This window comes from Haemophilus haemolyticus (assembly GCF_001008275.1).
Lineage (GTDB): Bacteria > Pseudomonadota > Gammaproteobacteria > Enterobacterales > Pasteurellaceae > Haemophilus > Haemophilus haemolyticus_P.
In genome coordinates this window covers 80,015-95,227 of record NZ_LCTH01000018.1, presented here as the reverse complement: position 1 = coordinate 95,227, position 15,213 = coordinate 80,015, and the positions used below count along the sequence as shown (strand labels likewise).

The following is a 15,213-nucleotide window of genomic DNA, read 5'->3' as shown; positions in this document are numbered from 1 at the left end:
ATTTCATCAAAAAGTGCGGTTAGAATGCTCAAATTTTTATCGCTATAATTTCTTACGCAATGAAACTTCACCACCATTAAACATTTGGATTTTATTGCCACATAATACTTTTAGATAACCACGTTCATCTATGCCTTGTTCAATACCTGAAATAACACCTTGCTCAGTAAGCACATTTACTTCACTATTTGAAAACGCATTATATGATTTCCACGCTTGTTGAAATTCCGCATTAATACCATTTTTCTCAAAGATATTTAAACGTGCATACAAATGTTGAATGAGTCTTGGTAATAAGGTTTGTCGATCTATATCAGGATCAATTTCACATACTTCCGCATAAGGTTGACTAATTTCTGTTTGTTTTGCCAACAACACATTAATACCTACGCCAATCACTAAATTGAGCATACCATTTTTATGGTTAGCGATTTCAACCAAAATTCCGCCTAACTTTCTCCCATCAAACAAAATATCATTTGGCCATTTCACTTGCACATTTAGCACCTCGGCAATCGCCAAACCGATGACTAAACTTAAACCTTCAATTGATCTTTTAGGATCAAATGCCCAATAAAAACTAAACATTATTTGCCCGGCAAAAGGCGATAACCATTGGCGACCTCGCCGACCGCGTCCTGCTGTTTGATATTCAGCCACACAAAGATCACCTTTTTTTAAGGAAGGAATATTTTGTAATATCCATTCATTTGTAGAGGAAATAATCGGCTGATAATGGATACTATAAGGAAAAAGTGCGGTTGAAATTTGCTGAGGGTTTAATAAAGGAAGACTAGGCACTAAGCAATAATTTTGGCCATTAACGACAATTTCCAAGCCTAGCTCACGTAATTGTTTAATGTCCTCTTCAATATCCAGAGAAAACTTTTCCAATTCAAACCGCACTTTCGGCTGACAGTCAGCTAAATATGTCAATAAAGCGAAATTCATCATTTATTCCTTGTAGCAAACGGAACGAAAATCATAGCACAAATCCAAAAATTTCGTTTTCAAAATAAAGTGAAATCTGTATAATCCCGCCGCAATATTTTTTAACTTAGCGAGAATATTGCAATGTCATTACGCATTAAACAAGAAGCCCTTACTTTTGACGATGTTCTACTCGTCCCAGCTCACTCAACTGTGCTTCCAAATACAGCCAATCTTTCAACCAAACTCACTAAAGAAATTAATTTGAATATTCCTATGCTTTCAGCTGCAATGGATACCGTAACCGAAACCAAACTTGCGATCTCTTTAGCACAAGAAGGCGGTATTGGCTTTATTCATAAAAATATGACCATTGAACGCCAAGCGGATCGTGTTCGTAAAGTAAAAAAATTCGAAAGTGGTATCGTTTCTGAACCAGTAACTGTTTCACCAAATTTAACGCTTACAGAACTTGCTGAAATGGTGAAGAAAAACGGCTTTGCTGGCTACCCTGTTGTAGATAGTGAAAATAACCTAATTGGTATCATTACTGGACGCGACACCCGTTTCGTAAAAGATTTGAGCAAAACTGTTTCACAAGTAATGACGAAAAAAGAAAACTTGGTGACAGTAAAAGAAGGGGCTAGTCGCGAAGAAATTTTGGAATTAATGCATCAACACCGTGTTGAGAAAGTATTAGTGGTGAATGATAGTTTCAAACTTAAAGGTATGATTACCGTTAAAGACTTCCAAAAAGCAGAACAAAAACCAAATGCATGTAAAGATGAATTTGGTCGTTTACGCGTGGGTGCCGCTGTAGGTGCAGGTCCTGGTAACGAAGAACGTATTGATGCATTAGTGAAAGCAGGCGTAGATGTACTGTTAATTGATTCTTCTCATGGTCACTCAGAAGGCGTATTACAACGCGTTCGTGAAACTCGTGCAAAATATCCAAACTTACCTATCGTTGCGGGTAACGTAGCAACGGCTGAAGGCGCAATTGCATTAGCAGATGCAGGTGCAAGCGCAGTGAAAGTAGGCATTGGTCCTGGTTCTATTTGTACTACTCGTATCGTGACCGGTGTAGGTGTTCCACAAATCACCGCTATCGCAGATGCTGCTGCGGCATTAAAAGATCGTGGTATTCCAGTTATTGCTGACGGTGGTATCCGTTTCTCTGGCGATATTGCAAAAGCCATCGCTGCAGGCGCAAGCTGTGTAATGGTTGGCTCTATGTTTGCCGGTACTGAAGAAGCACCAGGCGAAATCGAACTTTACCAAGGGCGTGCATTTAAATCTTACCGTGGTATGGGTTCATTAGGTGCTATGGCAAAAGGTTCATCAGACCGTTATTTCCAATCGGATAACGCCGCAGACAAACTTGTACCAGAAGGTATCGAAGGCCGTATTCCATATAAAGGTTACTTAAAAGAAATCATCCACCAACAAATGGGTGGCTTACGTTCTTGCATGGGTTTAACTGGCTGTGCAACTATTGATGAACTACGCACCAAAGCAGAATTTGTTCGCATCAGTGGTGCAGGTATTAAAGAAAGCCACGTTCACGATGTTGCTATTACTAAAGAAGCACCAAACTATCGTATGGGGTAACTGTAGGGTGGGCATTCTTGCCTACCTTTTGTTCACAAATAATCTAGCATCTTTATGAATAAATACGAAAAATTACAAAACGAAGATATAAAAACCAAACATCATTATATTCCTGTGGTCTATTCGAAAGCATGGGTCAATAAAGATGGGAAATTATCAATTAAGGAAAAAAATAGTAAAAAAGAATATGACTCTTTACCTACAAAGACTCTTTTTGAGAAAAATCTTAATAAATTATCCTTGATTAACGAAAAACATTTTTCATTTGTTAAAGAGCGTTATCCTGATTTTTTTAACTCGGACTCAGAAAGTTTGCAACAAATGAAAACTTTTCTTAATAAACTCAATGAAACATCAAAATTAATTGAAAATTGCATAGAAGGAGATTTGTCAAAAATTTTACCTTTAAAAGATAAAGATAAAATGGAATTGGAACAGATAAGGGAAGTATTCCTGAACAATCTTATTGAAGATCAATTTTCTAACGTTGAGAGCCACTATGGTGAATTCATGCAAGATCTTTTATCTAACAGCCCTCGCTATAAAAATAAATTGCAATATCTAATCGAGTTTCTAGCAAACCAATATTACCGAGGCAAAGCATATTTAAATATAAAATATAAAGAGTTAGAACCTTATTTTAATGACGATGATATTAAAAACATTATTCTTTTATCATCATTTATCGAAATAGAATTATTGATTGAGCACTTTAGAAAAGGATATCTAATTATTAAATTAATTGAAAACACTTCATCTCAAGGATTTATTTCATCAGATTCCCCTGCATTTACTGCAAACCTAAACTACCTCGGCATACAATCTGAGTATATATTGCCCATTAGTCCCCGCTATTTAGTCGCAATTAAGAGGATTGAAGATAGAAACAATGATGCTGATGCAACATTACTTATTACAAAATGTAGTGACTTAAAAACAATTAAAAATATAAATGATATTATATCTAACTATAGCTTTAGTAGAATTATTCAGTCACCATAAATAGAAAATATATGCTAAAAGTTAGCGTTTTAGATATACAAAAATATCTGAATTAATTCGTTAATTATTTAACTTTTTTATTAAAAATAAGGTAAAAAATGACAAATATCCACAATCATAAAATCCTAATCCTCGACTTTGGTTCACAATATACTCAACTGATTGCACGTCGCGTACGTGAAATTGGTGTGTACTGCGAACTTTGGGCGTGGGATGTAACCGAACAACAAATCCGTGAATTTGCCCCAACGGGTATCATTCTTTCTGGTGGTCCTGAAAGCACCACTGAAGCAAATAGTCCGCGTGCACCTGAATATGTATTTAATGCTGGTGTACCGGTATTAGGCGTTTGCTATGGAATGCAAACTATGGCGATGCAACTTGGCGGCTTAACCGAAACGTCTGATCACAGAGAGTTCGGCTATGCTTCCGTTTCACTTGAAAATTCAACCGCACTTTTTGCAAATCTTAACGATAATTTGACCGCTTCTGAGCCAAAATTAGATGTTTGGATGAGCCATGGCGATAAAGTAACTCGCTTACCTGAAAACTTCAAAGTGACAGGCACAACGCCAACCTGTCCAATTGCGGCAATGTCTGATGAAAGCCGTCGTTTCTACGGTGTACAATTCCACCCTGAAGTAACCCATACCAAAAAAGGTTTAGAATTATTAACTAATTTTGTGGTGAATATCTGTGGTTGCAAAACCAAATGGACAGCTGAAAATATTATCGAAGATGCCGTTGCTCGCATTAAAGAGCAAGTGGGCAATGATGAAGTGATTTTAGGTTTATCTGGTGGTGTGGACTCTTCTGTGGTTGCATTACTTTTACACCGTGCTATCGGCAAAAACTTACACTGCGTATTTGTGGATAACGGTTTACTCCGCTTACACGAAGGCGAGCAAGTCATGGAAATGTTTGGCGATAAATTTGGTTTAAATATTACCCATGTTGATGCTGAAAGCCGTTTCTTAGGCCAACTTGCAGGCGTATCAGATCCTGAAGCGAAACGTAAAATTATCGGTAAAGTGTTCGTTGATGTATTCGATGATGAATCGAAAAAACTCACTAACGTTAAATGGTTGGCACAAGGTACGATCTACCCTGATGTAATTGAATCTGCAGCAAGCAAAACCGGTAAAGCACATGTGATTAAATCACACCACAACGTAGGTGGTTTACCAGACTATATGAAACTTGGCTTAGTTGAACCATTACGTGAATTGTTTAAAGATGAAGTACGTAAAATCGGTTTAGCATTAGGCTTACCTGCGGAAATGATCAACCGCCACCCATTCCCGGGCCCGGGTTTAGGCGTGCGTGTATTAGGCGAAGTGAAAAAAGAATACTGTGATTTATTACGCCGTGCGGATGCAATCTTTATCGAAGAATTACGCAATAGCGGTTGGTATGAAAAAACCAGTCAAGCCTTCAGCGTATTCTTACCTGTGAAATCTGTCGGCGTGATGGGCGACGGCCGTAAATACGATTGGGTTATCTCCCTACGCGCGGTAGAAACCATCGATTTTATGACCGCACATTGGGCTCATTTGCCTTATGATTTATTAGGCAAAGTGTCTAACCGTATCATCAATGAGGTGAATGGCATTTCCCGTGTGGTGTATGACATCAGCGGAAAACCACCCGCAACTATCGAGTGGGAATAAAAAATCACTTTTTCAGATACTTTCTAATTATTTCAGTAACTTTAATAAGGCCTTGTATATCAAGGCCTTATTTATATTATACTGAATTCAATGTTACGATATGACTAAATAAGATGAACACTTCATAAGTGCAGTTAATTTTCACCGCACTTTATTTTTGTTTAAAAGCCCTTCTATGCCAATCACAATGAGACTTAACCAAATAGGCACATAAGTAAAATAGTCGCTTGTGGTTATTTGATTATCCAGCACAAAGACAGCTATTAAAAAAAGCAATATTGGCTCGATATAACTCAATACCGCAAAAATACTAACTGGAATTTGTTGGCTAGATTTTAAGTTGGCTGAAAGCGAAATCGCACTCACCATGCCAAGTGCTGGTAGCAATAACCAATAACGATATTCTTGCGTAACCAAAGAAAGTGTATCGCTTTGAGAAAGAATATAAATAAAACAAGGTATCGAAATTAAAATAATATCCAATGTAATCCCTTGTAGAGCAGGAATTTTCATCAATTTACGGCTTAGATAATAAAATGGATAAACAGTACAAACCCACAAGCTTGTCCATGAAAAACTTTGAGTGTGCCATAATTCATGTGCAACACCGCAGGCAGCCAGTAAAAGTGCGATTTTCTGAATAAATGATAAGCGTTCTTTTAACCAAGCCCATCCTAAAACAGCCATAATCAGAGGGAAAAGGAAATATCCCATCGCAATATTTATCCCTTCGCCATTTAGCGGTGCCCACATAAAGAGCCAGAATTGACTTCCCGCATCTAATGTCCCCAGTAAAAATAAAACCCAACGCGTCCAACTTTTTCCTAAAGTTATCATAATTAGAGATAAAAGAGAGCGGCAACCAATAGTCGGGAATAAAATTAAAAGTAACCCAAAGATCATGGTCAGCATACGCCACGCAAACACATCTGTTCCGCTAAGTGGTTGGAGCCATATACTAAATAAATACAATATGCCAAATAAACATTGTGAAAAAATGCACAATAAAACGCCTTGAGTGACTACTTTCATCTTGGACCTCATCTCATCAATATGATTATTATAAAATCCCAAGACAATAAAAAATCTCAACTTTATTTTTATTGTGATAATATTTTTCTCAATAGTTACACTTTTGAGAAATTATCTTATGCAGACACTGGATAAATTAGATCGTAATATTTTGAATGTATTACAACAAGATGCCATGATTCCGTTAAAAGAACTGTCAGAAAAAGTGAATAGTTCCGTTGCAACCTGTCAACGACGTGTACAAGCATTAACTGATTCGGGAGTTATTACAAAACGAGTTGCAGTCGTTTCCCCAAAAGCCGTTGGGCGTACGATTAGCGTGTTTGTCATGGTCGAAATGGATAATCAACACTCTTATTATCAAGAGCAATTTGAACGTAAAATGCGCCAAGAAGACGAAGTGGTGAGCTGTTACGAAATTTCAGGGGACTATGATTTTATGTTGCTACTCCATGCAAAAGATATGGAAAGCTATCACGCATTCACACGTCGAGTATTGACTGGCGAATTTCATGTAAGAACTTATAAAAGTTTATTTATAATGAATTTTACTAAAGCAGATAGTGGAATTATCTTATAGAACAGCGCAATAAATTTTGCTATTCCCCCATAAAGTGGGACTCAATAATTACTGATAAATTCAACTGAAATTAAAAGGACTGGGTTCGATACAATATCGTCATCAGTCCTTAAGTAAATAATCTAGTTTTTGAGGTCAAAGCAAATTTACCGCACTTTTCTTATGAACCTAAACGCTGACGCACAATTTCAAATAAACACACCCCTGTTGCGACAGATACATTTAATGATGAAACTGAACCAGCCATTGGAATGCTAATTAGTTGATCACAATGTTCACGTGTTAAACGACGCATTCCTTCGCCTTCTGCTCCCATAACAAGTGCTAGTGGCCCTGTCAGTTTGCTTTGATAAATGGTTTCAGTTGCTTCGCCAGCAGTGCCAACCACCCAAATATTATGGTTTTGTTGTAAATCGCGTAGTGTGCGAGAAAGGTTGGTTACACGAATTAACGGCATGGTTTCTGCTGCGCCACAAGCAACTTTACGCGCGATAGATGTTAATTGTGCTGATTTATCTTTCGGTACGATTACGGCCACTGCGCCAGCCGCATCAGCTGTTCGTAAACATGCTCCCAAGTTGTGTGGATCCGTCACACCATCCAAAACTAATAAAAGCGGATTTTGTTTATTCGCAAGAATTTCATCAAGATCATTTTCATTAAGTTCTTTTGCTGCTTGTACTCGAGCAATGACACCTTGATGAACTTCGCCATCAGCTTTTTTATCTAGTGTTTGTCGATTAACGAATTGCACACCAATTCCTAGGGAATAAAGCTCATTTAAGAGTGGCTGTAGACGTTTATCTTCACGTCCTTTAAGTACGAAGACTTCAATTAAACGTTCTGGTGAATGGGTTAAAATACTATTAACAGCATGAATGCCGTAGATTTGTTCTGACATAAATTTCTCTTTTTCTTATTTGAATTTTTAATTCATTCTTAAAATTGGAAGTGAATTATTTTCGTTTTCTAGATGTTTTCTTCGAAACTTCTTTCTTTTTTACCGCACTTTTTCGTTTTTGGGATGCTTTAGAAGGTAGTTCTTTAAAGATTTTTTTGGCTTTTTCTTTCGCGGTTTTTCCAGCACGACGAGGCTTACGTTCACTTCCCATCAGCGAGAAATCGACCATTTTATTTTCTAAATGTACTGCTTCAACTTTGATGCGAACTTTATCGCCTAAGCGATATTGCATTCCGCTATTTTCGCCAATTAAACGCTGTTTTGCTGCATCAAATTGGTAATAATCGTTTTCTAAAATCGAAATATGAACCAAACCATCGATGAATAAATCATCTAAGCGTACAAATAAACCAAATCCAGTCACAGATGAAATAACACCGCTAAATTCACCGCCAACATGATCTTGCATATATTCACATTTCAGCCAATCTGCCACTTCACGAGTTGCGTCGTCAGCACGGCGTTCCGTCATTGAACAGTGATTGCCAAGTAAATCCATTTCATCAAAAGAGTAATGATAACCGCCAGTATCCGTTGTTTTACGTTTTGCGCCTTGTTCTTTAGCAAGCAAATATTTGATACCTCGATGAAGTGTTAAGTCTGGATAACGGCGAATTGGCGAAGTAAAGTGAGCATACTCTTCCAAAGCCAAACCAAAGTGTCCAATATTGTCAGCATGATAGACAGCTTGACTTAATGAACGTAGCAACATTGTTTGAATAAGTTCATGATCAGGTCGTTCTTTAACTTTTTCTAAGAGAGCAGCATAGTCTTTTGTGGTTGGTTTTAAGCCACCGTCTAAAGTTAAACCAAACTCACTTAAAAAAGTGCGGAACGATGTTAATTTTTCTTCGCTTGGGGTGGCATGAATACGATATAACGCAGGCTCTTTATGTTTTTCCATAAAATTGGCTGCTGCGATATTCGCAAGAATCATACATTCCTCAATGATTTTGTGGGCATCATTTCGAACAACGGGTTCAATGCGCTCAATTCTCCCCATTGCATTGAAAATAAACTTAGTTTCAATGGTTTCAAAATCGATCGCTCCACGTTGATGACGCGCACCAAGCAAAGCTTGATAGAGTTTATAAAGATCTTCTAAATGAGGTACAAGCGCAGAATAACGAGTGAGTAATTCCTCATCGCCTTCAAGCATTTTTGCTACTTTGGTATAAGTGAGGCGGGCATGAGAATTCATCACCGCTTCATAAAAGCGATAATCCGTGAGCTTACCTTTGGCAGAAATTTGCATCTCACATACCATACACAAACGATCCACTTGTGGGTTAAGAGAGCATAAGCCGTTTGATAAAATTTCAGGTAGCATTGGTACAACTCGGTTCGGAAAATAGACCGAGTTACCACGATTATGTGCTTCTACATCCAAAGCGGAACGTAAACGTACGTAATAACTGACATCTGCAATCGCTACCCAAAGTTTCCAGCCTTTGCCATGTTTTTCACAATAAACAGCATCGTCAAAATCGCGAGCATCTTCACCATCAATAGTCACAAGCGGTAAATTGCGTAAATCCACACGGCCTTTTTTTGCTTCTTCAGGGACTTCTTCAGTGAATTTTTTGACGTATTTTTCCACCGCACTTGGAAACTTATGGGGGATATCGTGGTTGCGCAAGGCGATTTCCACTTCCATTCCTTTCGCCATATTATCGCCTAGAATTTCAGTGATCACGCCAATTGGCTGGTTAAAACTGGCAGAACGTTCTTGTAATTCGACAACGACAACTTGTCCCATACGTGCGCCATTACGATGTTCATTAGGCACGAGAATATCTCGGCCAATTCTGCTGTCATCAGGCACCACATAGCTAAAACCATTTTCTAAGAAAAAGCGACCCACAATTTGTTTTTTACGACTTTCTAATACGCGCACAATTCGCACTTCACGGCGACCACGACGATCTAATCCAGCAGGTTGCGCTAAGACAAAATCTCCATGCATGACTCTTTGCATTTGATGGTTCGGAATGAATAAATCACCCTTTTTGCCATCGACCTGTAAAAAACCAAAACCTTCGCGATGACCAATTACCATACCCTTAAATAAATCTAATTTTTCTGGTAAGGCATAGCGTTTACGTTTGGTGAACACTAATTGGCCGTCATTTTCCATTGCGCGTAACCGGCGACGCATCGCTTCTATTTGATCTTCATTTCGAATGGAAAGTGCGGTCAAAATTTCATCCCGATTCATCGGTGCATTATTGTCTCGAATAACACTTAAAATGAACTCACGACTCGGGATTGGATTGCCGTATTTTTCCAATTCTCGTTTGTAATGCGGATCTTGGTTGATTAAGTTTTTACGTTTTTTTGTCATTATTTTTACAGTTTTAAAAAGTGCGGAGAGTTTGACACTGTAAGGGGGATAATGCAAGACAAGGAAAAAATTATTTATTGAACTAAAAAACAAATATCATACAATTTTTGACCTGCATCATGAATTTCATTTAGTCTCAAAGGTAGAATAATCTTTGTTCTTTTACTTTTTATAGAGTTAATAATTATGGAAATCACTAAACAAACTACACCATTTTTTCAAACATCTTGCAAATACCTTTCCGTATTTTTTCTCGCAAGTTATATTAATTATACTTATGCAGAGAAAGAAACAATAGCGGTTACTGTTGAAGCGCCTAAAGGTAGTTATTCGAATAAAAATATTACTTTGTATTTAGGTAAATTAGAAAATAATTCTGATTCTTTTGCATTTGGTGATGAATCTAGTGTAAATGGTATTAGATCTTACTCATTAGGTGCTAAGTCCACAGTTAAAGGAGCTTATTCGAGTGCTATTGGATATAATAGCAACGTATCAGGTAATACCTCTAATGCTATTGGATGGAATAGTAAAATCAAAGGAGATTATTCCAATGCGTTAGGACGTGCGACAAACATTGAAAGTAATTATTCTTTGGCATTAGGTGAGGCTGCTGAAGCTAAAGGTGGTGATGAAATAGTGAGTATTGGCGACTACGCCAGTGCAACGGGTCACTCGACTGTAGTTATTGGGGGATATTCTAAAATTGAGCCTCTCAAAAACGGAGAAAATCTAGTGGGGGGAAAGAAAAAAGTTATCTATGATAGTTCAACCAAGAAAATCTCAGTAAGTTCGCCTGATTTAAGTGAAGAAGATATAATCCAAGCATATGGAGAAACTTATGGTGCAATGGCATTAGGCTATAAATCATCTTCTCACTCACTCCTTGCTACCGCCATTGGTAGTCACGCAACTGCAGCTGGAACTCTTTCAACCACTACAGGTACGAGCAGCCAGGCATTAGGCTATCATGCCACTGCATATGGCGCACACAGTAAAGTAACTGGAGATAATGCAGGCGCATTTGGCGTATCTACAGAAGCCTCAGGTAAACAGAGTTTAGCATTAGGTTACGATTCTGAAGCTACAGCAGAAAATAGTGTGGCGTTAGGTGCAAAATCTGTAGCTAATAAAGAAAATACGGTATCAGTGGGTTCCGATACATTGAAACGGAAAATCGTCAATGTCGCCGATGGTACAGAAGATTATGATGCAGTAAATGTTCGTCAGTTAAATGCAGTCGAAGCTAAAATTGGTGGTATTGGTAATCAATTTGCTAATATCAATAACCACTTAGATCGTGTAGATACTCGTATGAATAGAGTAGGTGCTAGTGCAGCAGCATTAGCCTCATTGAAACCTGAAAACTTAAGTGTAGATGATAAATTTGCTGTTTCAGTGGGGGTTGGTAATTATAAAAATACACAAGCAATGGCGGTTGGAGCTGTATTTAAACCTTCTGAAAATGTGTTACTGAATCTTTCTGGAAGTATGTCTGGCTCAGAAAAAATGCTTGGTGCAGGTGTTTCTTGGAAATTCGGTAACAAGTCAAAACCTGCAGTTTCAACACAAAGTGCGGTCAATTCTGCAGAAGTTTTGCAATTGCGACAAGAAATGTTGGCAATGCAAAAAGAATTGGCTGAATTGAAAAAAGCATTAAGAAAATAATCTTTAAACTAAGTGAGTAAGGGCGTGATGTACGCCCTTTTTTATTTATCTATTTATTTAAATATTATAGATATTCGAATAGATAGATATAGTTAACCTTTTGGGGAAGAGTAAAATCTGCACTCGTGATGAGTGCAGATAGAAAGTGAATTAAGCCGATTTTTTGGTAAAGCCAATATAGGCGCAGAATATAAATCCAAGAACTAAAGCGTAAGGTGTGAATTCACCAATGCCAGCACCTGAAGCGGCAAGGCTTAAACGATGTGCAGCAGCTGCACCTAAAAGCATACCAAGCACAAAAATAGCGGAGTCATTATCGCCTTCACCAAGATGAACTAAATGTTTGCCTGGGCAACCACCGCCAAGGGCGAAGCATAAACCGCACAGTGCCATACCGAGGAAGTTCCAAAGATATTGATTATGTGCACCAGGTTGTTGTTCAAACCCTAAATGGAATTGACCAAGTAAAGCATTGGTAATATCAGCAAATACCACTAAAGCGATGACACCGTTCAATAACGAAGAATCACGGAATAGAATAAAATTACGGAATGCGCCAATTGAGCAGAAACGTGATTTTTGCATTAATACGCCTATGATTAGCCCGCCTGCTAAAGATAATGCCCAAAATGCATGTTGTGCGCCAGGGCCTTTTTGTGAGAAATAAAGCGGTAAACCTTCGCCAAAACTAAATTGGGTGATAACGCCAATAAGTAATAATCCCGCAATAATGACAGAAATCCAGCCTGTAACAGGAGCTTGTTCTTTTGCTTTGCCGAGCGAAAATCCTCGATTACTAAAGAAAATTCCGCCTAGTACGCCGACAAATAAACCGATAACACCGGCAATCGCAGATAAATCGCCACCGCCTAAACGCAAATATGCGCGCCATGGACAACCTAAGAAAGTTAAGGCACCAATCATGGCAAACGCCCCTAAAATTAAGCGAATGAATGGTGATGAACCACCACGAGCACGGAATTCTTTTGCAAATAACGCACTCACTAACGCACCGAATATTAATCCGATGAGTTCGGGGCGAATGTATTGAAGTGGAGCAGCTTGATGTAAGCCAATGGAACCAGCCGTATCGCGTAAGAAACAGGCTGCGCAGAATCCCATGTTGCCGGGATTTCCGCTATAAGTAAGTAGTGGAGCGATAATACCAAGTGCAGCACCTGCAACCACAGGCCATTTTGATCCTTTCATAAGGAAACCCTTGTGATATCTAAAGTTAAACTAAATTGTGTACTCTCGAATACTCGAAAAGCACGTTCATTTTAATCTAAGAAGTTAAATGATAAAGAATGATTTGATGAAAAGATGAGATAAATCAAAAATTTGATAGGACGAAAGTGCGGTAAAAATTTTATTGATTTCCGTAATGAAAATAAAAGATCTATACTAACAGCGTTCATTTTTACTCGGAAGATACTATGACAGAACGTTCAGCCAATATCATTACCCACGATCCTTTTGGTAGCTTGCTTGGATATGCGCCTGGTGGCGTGGCAATTTATTCCTCAGATTATAATACTGCAGATGATAAAGAGTTCCCGAATGATGCTGCATTTCGCAGTTATCTAGGGCGAGAATATATGGGCTATAAATGGCAGTGTGTGGAATTTGCACGTCGTTATTTATATCTCAATCATGGCGTTGTGTTTGCCGATGTCGGTATGGCATACGAGATCTTTTCTTTACGTTTTTTACGCCAAGTGACGAACGATGCCTTGTTGCCCTTGCAGGCATTTGCTAATGGTTGCAAACGGAAACCTCAAGCCGGTTCTTTATTAATTTGGCAAGAAGGGGGCGAATTTAAACACACGGGACATGTGGCAATTATCACCGAGGTGTTGCCTGATAGCGTTCGAATCGCCGAGCAAAATGTGATTCACTCCCGCTTGCCGAGTGGTCAGCAATGGACGCGTGAATTGCCGATGATTGTTTCAGAACAAGGCTATTTTTTACAGGATACTTTTGATGATACCCAAATTCTTGGTTGGATGATTCAAACGAACGATACTGAATTTTCAGAACCCCAACCTTTTCCAAAATCAACCGCACTTCGATTACAAGCTCATCATGTTGACAATCACGGTCAATTTAGTGGGAAATGGTTAAATGAAAATGAACCATTTGATATGGCCTATATTAAGGCTATGGGCGGGCATAAAGTGAGCCATTCTGATCAATATCGCTATTTTGCTATATCTGAAAGTGCTCAACAGGAATTGATTCACGCCACTAACGAACTGCATTTAATGTATTTGCATGCAACAGACAAGGTACTTAAAGATGATAACCTGTTGCAGTATTTCAATATTCCGAAGCTCCTTTGGCCACGCTTAAGACTTTCTTGGCAAAATCGCCGTTATCAGACGATTACTGGTCGTTTAGATTTCTGTATGAGTGAACGAGGTTTGAAAGTCTATGAATATAATGCCGACTCAGCTTCTTGCCATGCTGAGGCAGGCGATATTATGAATCGCTGGGCAAAACAAGCTGGTGGCGTATTGGGGGATAATCCGTCCGATGGTTTGCGTAATGCGTTAGCTGATTGTTGGCAACATAGTCAAGCCTCAAAATTAGTTCATATTCTGCAAGATCATGATGATGAAGAAGATTATCATGTCATGTTTATGCAACAGGCATTAGTGCAGGCAGGATTTCAAGCCAAAATTATTCACGGCACAGAAGGCTTACATTGGGATAATCGTGGTCGCCTGATTGATGATAAAAATAACCAAGTTCAAACCGTTTGGAAAACTTGGGCATGGGAAACCATGCTGGAACAACTTCGTGAAGATGCAACAGGAATGGAAGTCGCTCCACCTATTCGCACAGGTTATCCTGAAGATAAAGTGCGGTTAATTGACGTACTACTTCGCCCAGAAGTGTTGGTTTATGAACCACTTTGGACGGCAATTCCAAGCAATAAGGCGATTTTGCCTGTGCTTTGGTCTTTATTCCCTAACCATCGTTATTTGTTAGAGGCAAGTTTCCATCTCACACCAAACTTAATCCAAAACGGCTATGCTCAAAAACCAATTGCAGGTCGCCGAGGTGATAACGTTAAATTGATTGGTGAAAATAATTCCATGCTAGACACAACCGATGGACAGTTTGGTCAGCAAGATAGTATTTATCAACAACTTTGGTGCTTACCGCAAGTGGAAGATCTATATTTGCAAATTTGTACTTTTACCGTGGGAGGGCATTATGGCGGCACTTGTTTACGTTCTGATTCGAGTCGTGTCATTGTAGGAAATAGCGATATGCAGCCTTTGAGGGTATTGAGGGATAAGCAGTTCTTTGAACCGTAAAAATATGATTTAATTATTTAAGAGAAGAGCAATTGAATTATTTTACATTAGTGAATTAAAATTATTTGTGTGCATTATTGCTTCAAATT

At 38.5% G+C, this 15,213-nt stretch carries 11 protein-coding genes; 6 read left to right on the top strand and 5 right to left on the bottom strand.

The annotated features are described in order from the left end of the window. Nucleotides 1–42: 42 nt before the first annotated feature. Nucleotides 43–951 (bottom strand): bifunctional biotin--[acetyl-CoA-carboxylase] ligase/biotin operon repressor BirA, encoded by a 909-nt coding sequence (gene birA / locus AAX15_RS02720; protein WP_046939039.1) that lies wholly within the window; start codon nucleotides 949–951, stop codon nucleotides 43–45. 123 nt (nucleotides 952–1,074) lie between these two features. On the opposite strand from birA, the gene guaB reads away from it, so the two are divergent. The 3 genes from guaB (at nucleotide 1,075) to guaA (ending at nucleotide 5,213) form a co-directional block, all read left to right on the top strand. Continuing rightward, nucleotides 1,075–2,541, top strand: a complete 1,467-nt coding sequence (gene guaB / locus AAX15_RS02715; protein ID WP_046939037.1) for an IMP dehydrogenase — start codon at nucleotides 1,075–1,077, stop codon at nucleotides 2,539–2,541. A gap of 54 nt (nucleotides 2,542–2,595) precedes the next feature. Then, a complete protein-coding gene (locus tag AAX15_RS02710; protein ID WP_046939035.1) occupies nucleotides 2,596–3,543 on the top strand; it encodes a DUF4238 domain-containing protein in 948 nt (315 codons plus the stop codon). Nucleotides 3,544–3,641: 98 nt separating this feature from the next. Further along, nucleotides 3,642–5,213: a glutamine-hydrolyzing GMP synthase gene (guaA, locus tag AAX15_RS02705; protein ID WP_046939033.1), complete on the top strand. Its 1,572-nt coding sequence runs from the start codon at nucleotides 3,642–3,644 to the stop codon at nucleotides 5,211–5,213. A gap of 141 nt (nucleotides 5,214–5,354) precedes the next feature. On the opposite strand, the gene rarD is transcribed toward guaA, so the two are convergent. Beyond that, nucleotides 5,355–6,245, bottom strand: coding sequence for an EamA family transporter RarD (gene rarD / locus AAX15_RS02700; RefSeq protein WP_046939030.1), 891 nt, complete (start codon nucleotides 6,243–6,245; stop codon nucleotides 5,355–5,357). Between the two features lie 118 nt (nucleotides 6,246–6,363). Here rarD and AAX15_RS02695 point away from each other — a divergent pair, with 118 nt between their 5' ends. After that, complete coding sequence (locus AAX15_RS02695) at nucleotides 6,364–6,825, top strand: Lrp/AsnC family transcriptional regulator (protein WP_046939028.1); 462 nt, start codon at nucleotides 6,364–6,366, stop codon at nucleotides 6,823–6,825. Nucleotides 6,826–6,985: 160 nt separating this feature from the next. On the opposite strand, the gene rlmB is transcribed toward AAX15_RS02695, so the two are convergent. Together rlmB and rnr are read right to left on the bottom strand one after the other, a co-directional pair. Continuing rightward, entirely contained in the window at nucleotides 6,986–7,726 is a 741-nt protein-coding gene (gene rlmB / locus AAX15_RS02690; RefSeq protein WP_046939026.1) for a 23S rRNA (guanosine(2251)-2'-O)-methyltransferase RlmB, read from the bottom strand. Between the two features lie 55 nt (nucleotides 7,727–7,781). After that, nucleotides 7,782–10,130: a ribonuclease R gene (gene rnr, locus AAX15_RS02685; protein ID WP_046939023.1), complete on the bottom strand. Its 2,349-nt coding sequence runs from the start codon at nucleotides 10,128–10,130 to the stop codon at nucleotides 7,782–7,784. Nucleotides 10,131–10,316: 186 nt separating this feature from the next. On the opposite strand from rnr, the gene AAX15_RS09255 reads away from it, so the two are divergent. Next, nucleotides 10,317–11,798, top strand: a complete 1,482-nt coding sequence (locus tag AAX15_RS09255) for a YadA-like family protein (RefSeq protein ID WP_080950404.1) — start codon at nucleotides 10,317–10,319, stop codon at nucleotides 11,796–11,798. A 150-nt stretch (nucleotides 11,799–11,948) separates the two neighbouring features. Here the strand turns inward: AAX15_RS09255 and yedE are convergent, their stop codons facing one another. Further along, nucleotides 11,949–13,007 carry a YedE family putative selenium transporter gene (gene yedE / locus AAX15_RS02675; RefSeq protein WP_046939022.1) on the bottom strand — a complete coding sequence of 353 codons (1,059 nt, stop codon included), beginning with the start codon at nucleotides 13,005–13,007 and terminating at the stop codon, nucleotides 11,949–11,951. 227 nt (nucleotides 13,008–13,234) lie between these two features. Between yedE and gss the strand changes: the two genes are divergently transcribed. After that, nucleotides 13,235–15,124 (top strand): bifunctional glutathionylspermidine amidase/synthase, encoded by a 1,890-nt coding sequence (gene gss, locus AAX15_RS02670; RefSeq protein WP_046939020.1) that lies wholly within the window; start codon nucleotides 13,235–13,237, stop codon nucleotides 15,122–15,124. Nucleotides 15,125–15,213 lie beyond the last annotated feature (89 nt).

Bases quoted from the DNA above. Each gene is read 5' to 3' on its own strand.
- birA (WP_046939039.1), bottom strand. From the start codon at position 951: ATGAATTTCGCTTTATTGACATATTTAGCTGACTGTCAGCCGAAAGTG.
- guaB (WP_046939037.1), top strand. From the start codon at position 1,075: ATGTCATTACGCATTAAACAAGAAGCCCTTACTTTTGACGATGTTCTA.
- AAX15_RS02710 (WP_046939035.1), top strand. From the start codon at position 2,596: ATGAATAAATACGAAAAATTACAAAACGAAGATATAAAAACCAAACAT.
- guaA (WP_046939033.1), top strand. From the start codon at position 3,642: ATGACAAATATCCACAATCATAAAATCCTAATCCTCGACTTTGGTTCA.
- rarD (WP_046939030.1), bottom strand. From the start codon at position 6,245: ATGAAAGTAGTCACTCAAGGCGTTTTATTGTGCATTTTTTCACAATGT.
- AAX15_RS02695 (WP_046939028.1), top strand. From the start codon at position 6,364: ATGCAGACACTGGATAAATTAGATCGTAATATTTTGAATGTATTACAA.
- rlmB (WP_046939026.1), bottom strand. From the start codon at position 7,726: ATGTCAGAACAAATCTACGGCATTCATGCTGTTAATAGTATTTTAACC.
- rnr (WP_046939023.1), bottom strand. From the start codon at position 10,130: ATGACAAAAAAACGTAAAAACTTAATCAACCAAGATCCGCATTACAAA.
- AAX15_RS09255 (WP_080950404.1), top strand. From the start codon at position 10,317: ATGGAAATCACTAAACAAACTACACCATTTTTTCAAACATCTTGCAAA.
- yedE (WP_046939022.1), bottom strand. From the start codon at position 13,007: ATGAAAGGATCAAAATGGCCTGTGGTTGCAGGTGCTGCACTTGGTATT.
- gss (WP_046939020.1), top strand. From the start codon at position 13,235: ATGACAGAACGTTCAGCCAATATCATTACCCACGATCCTTTTGGTAGC.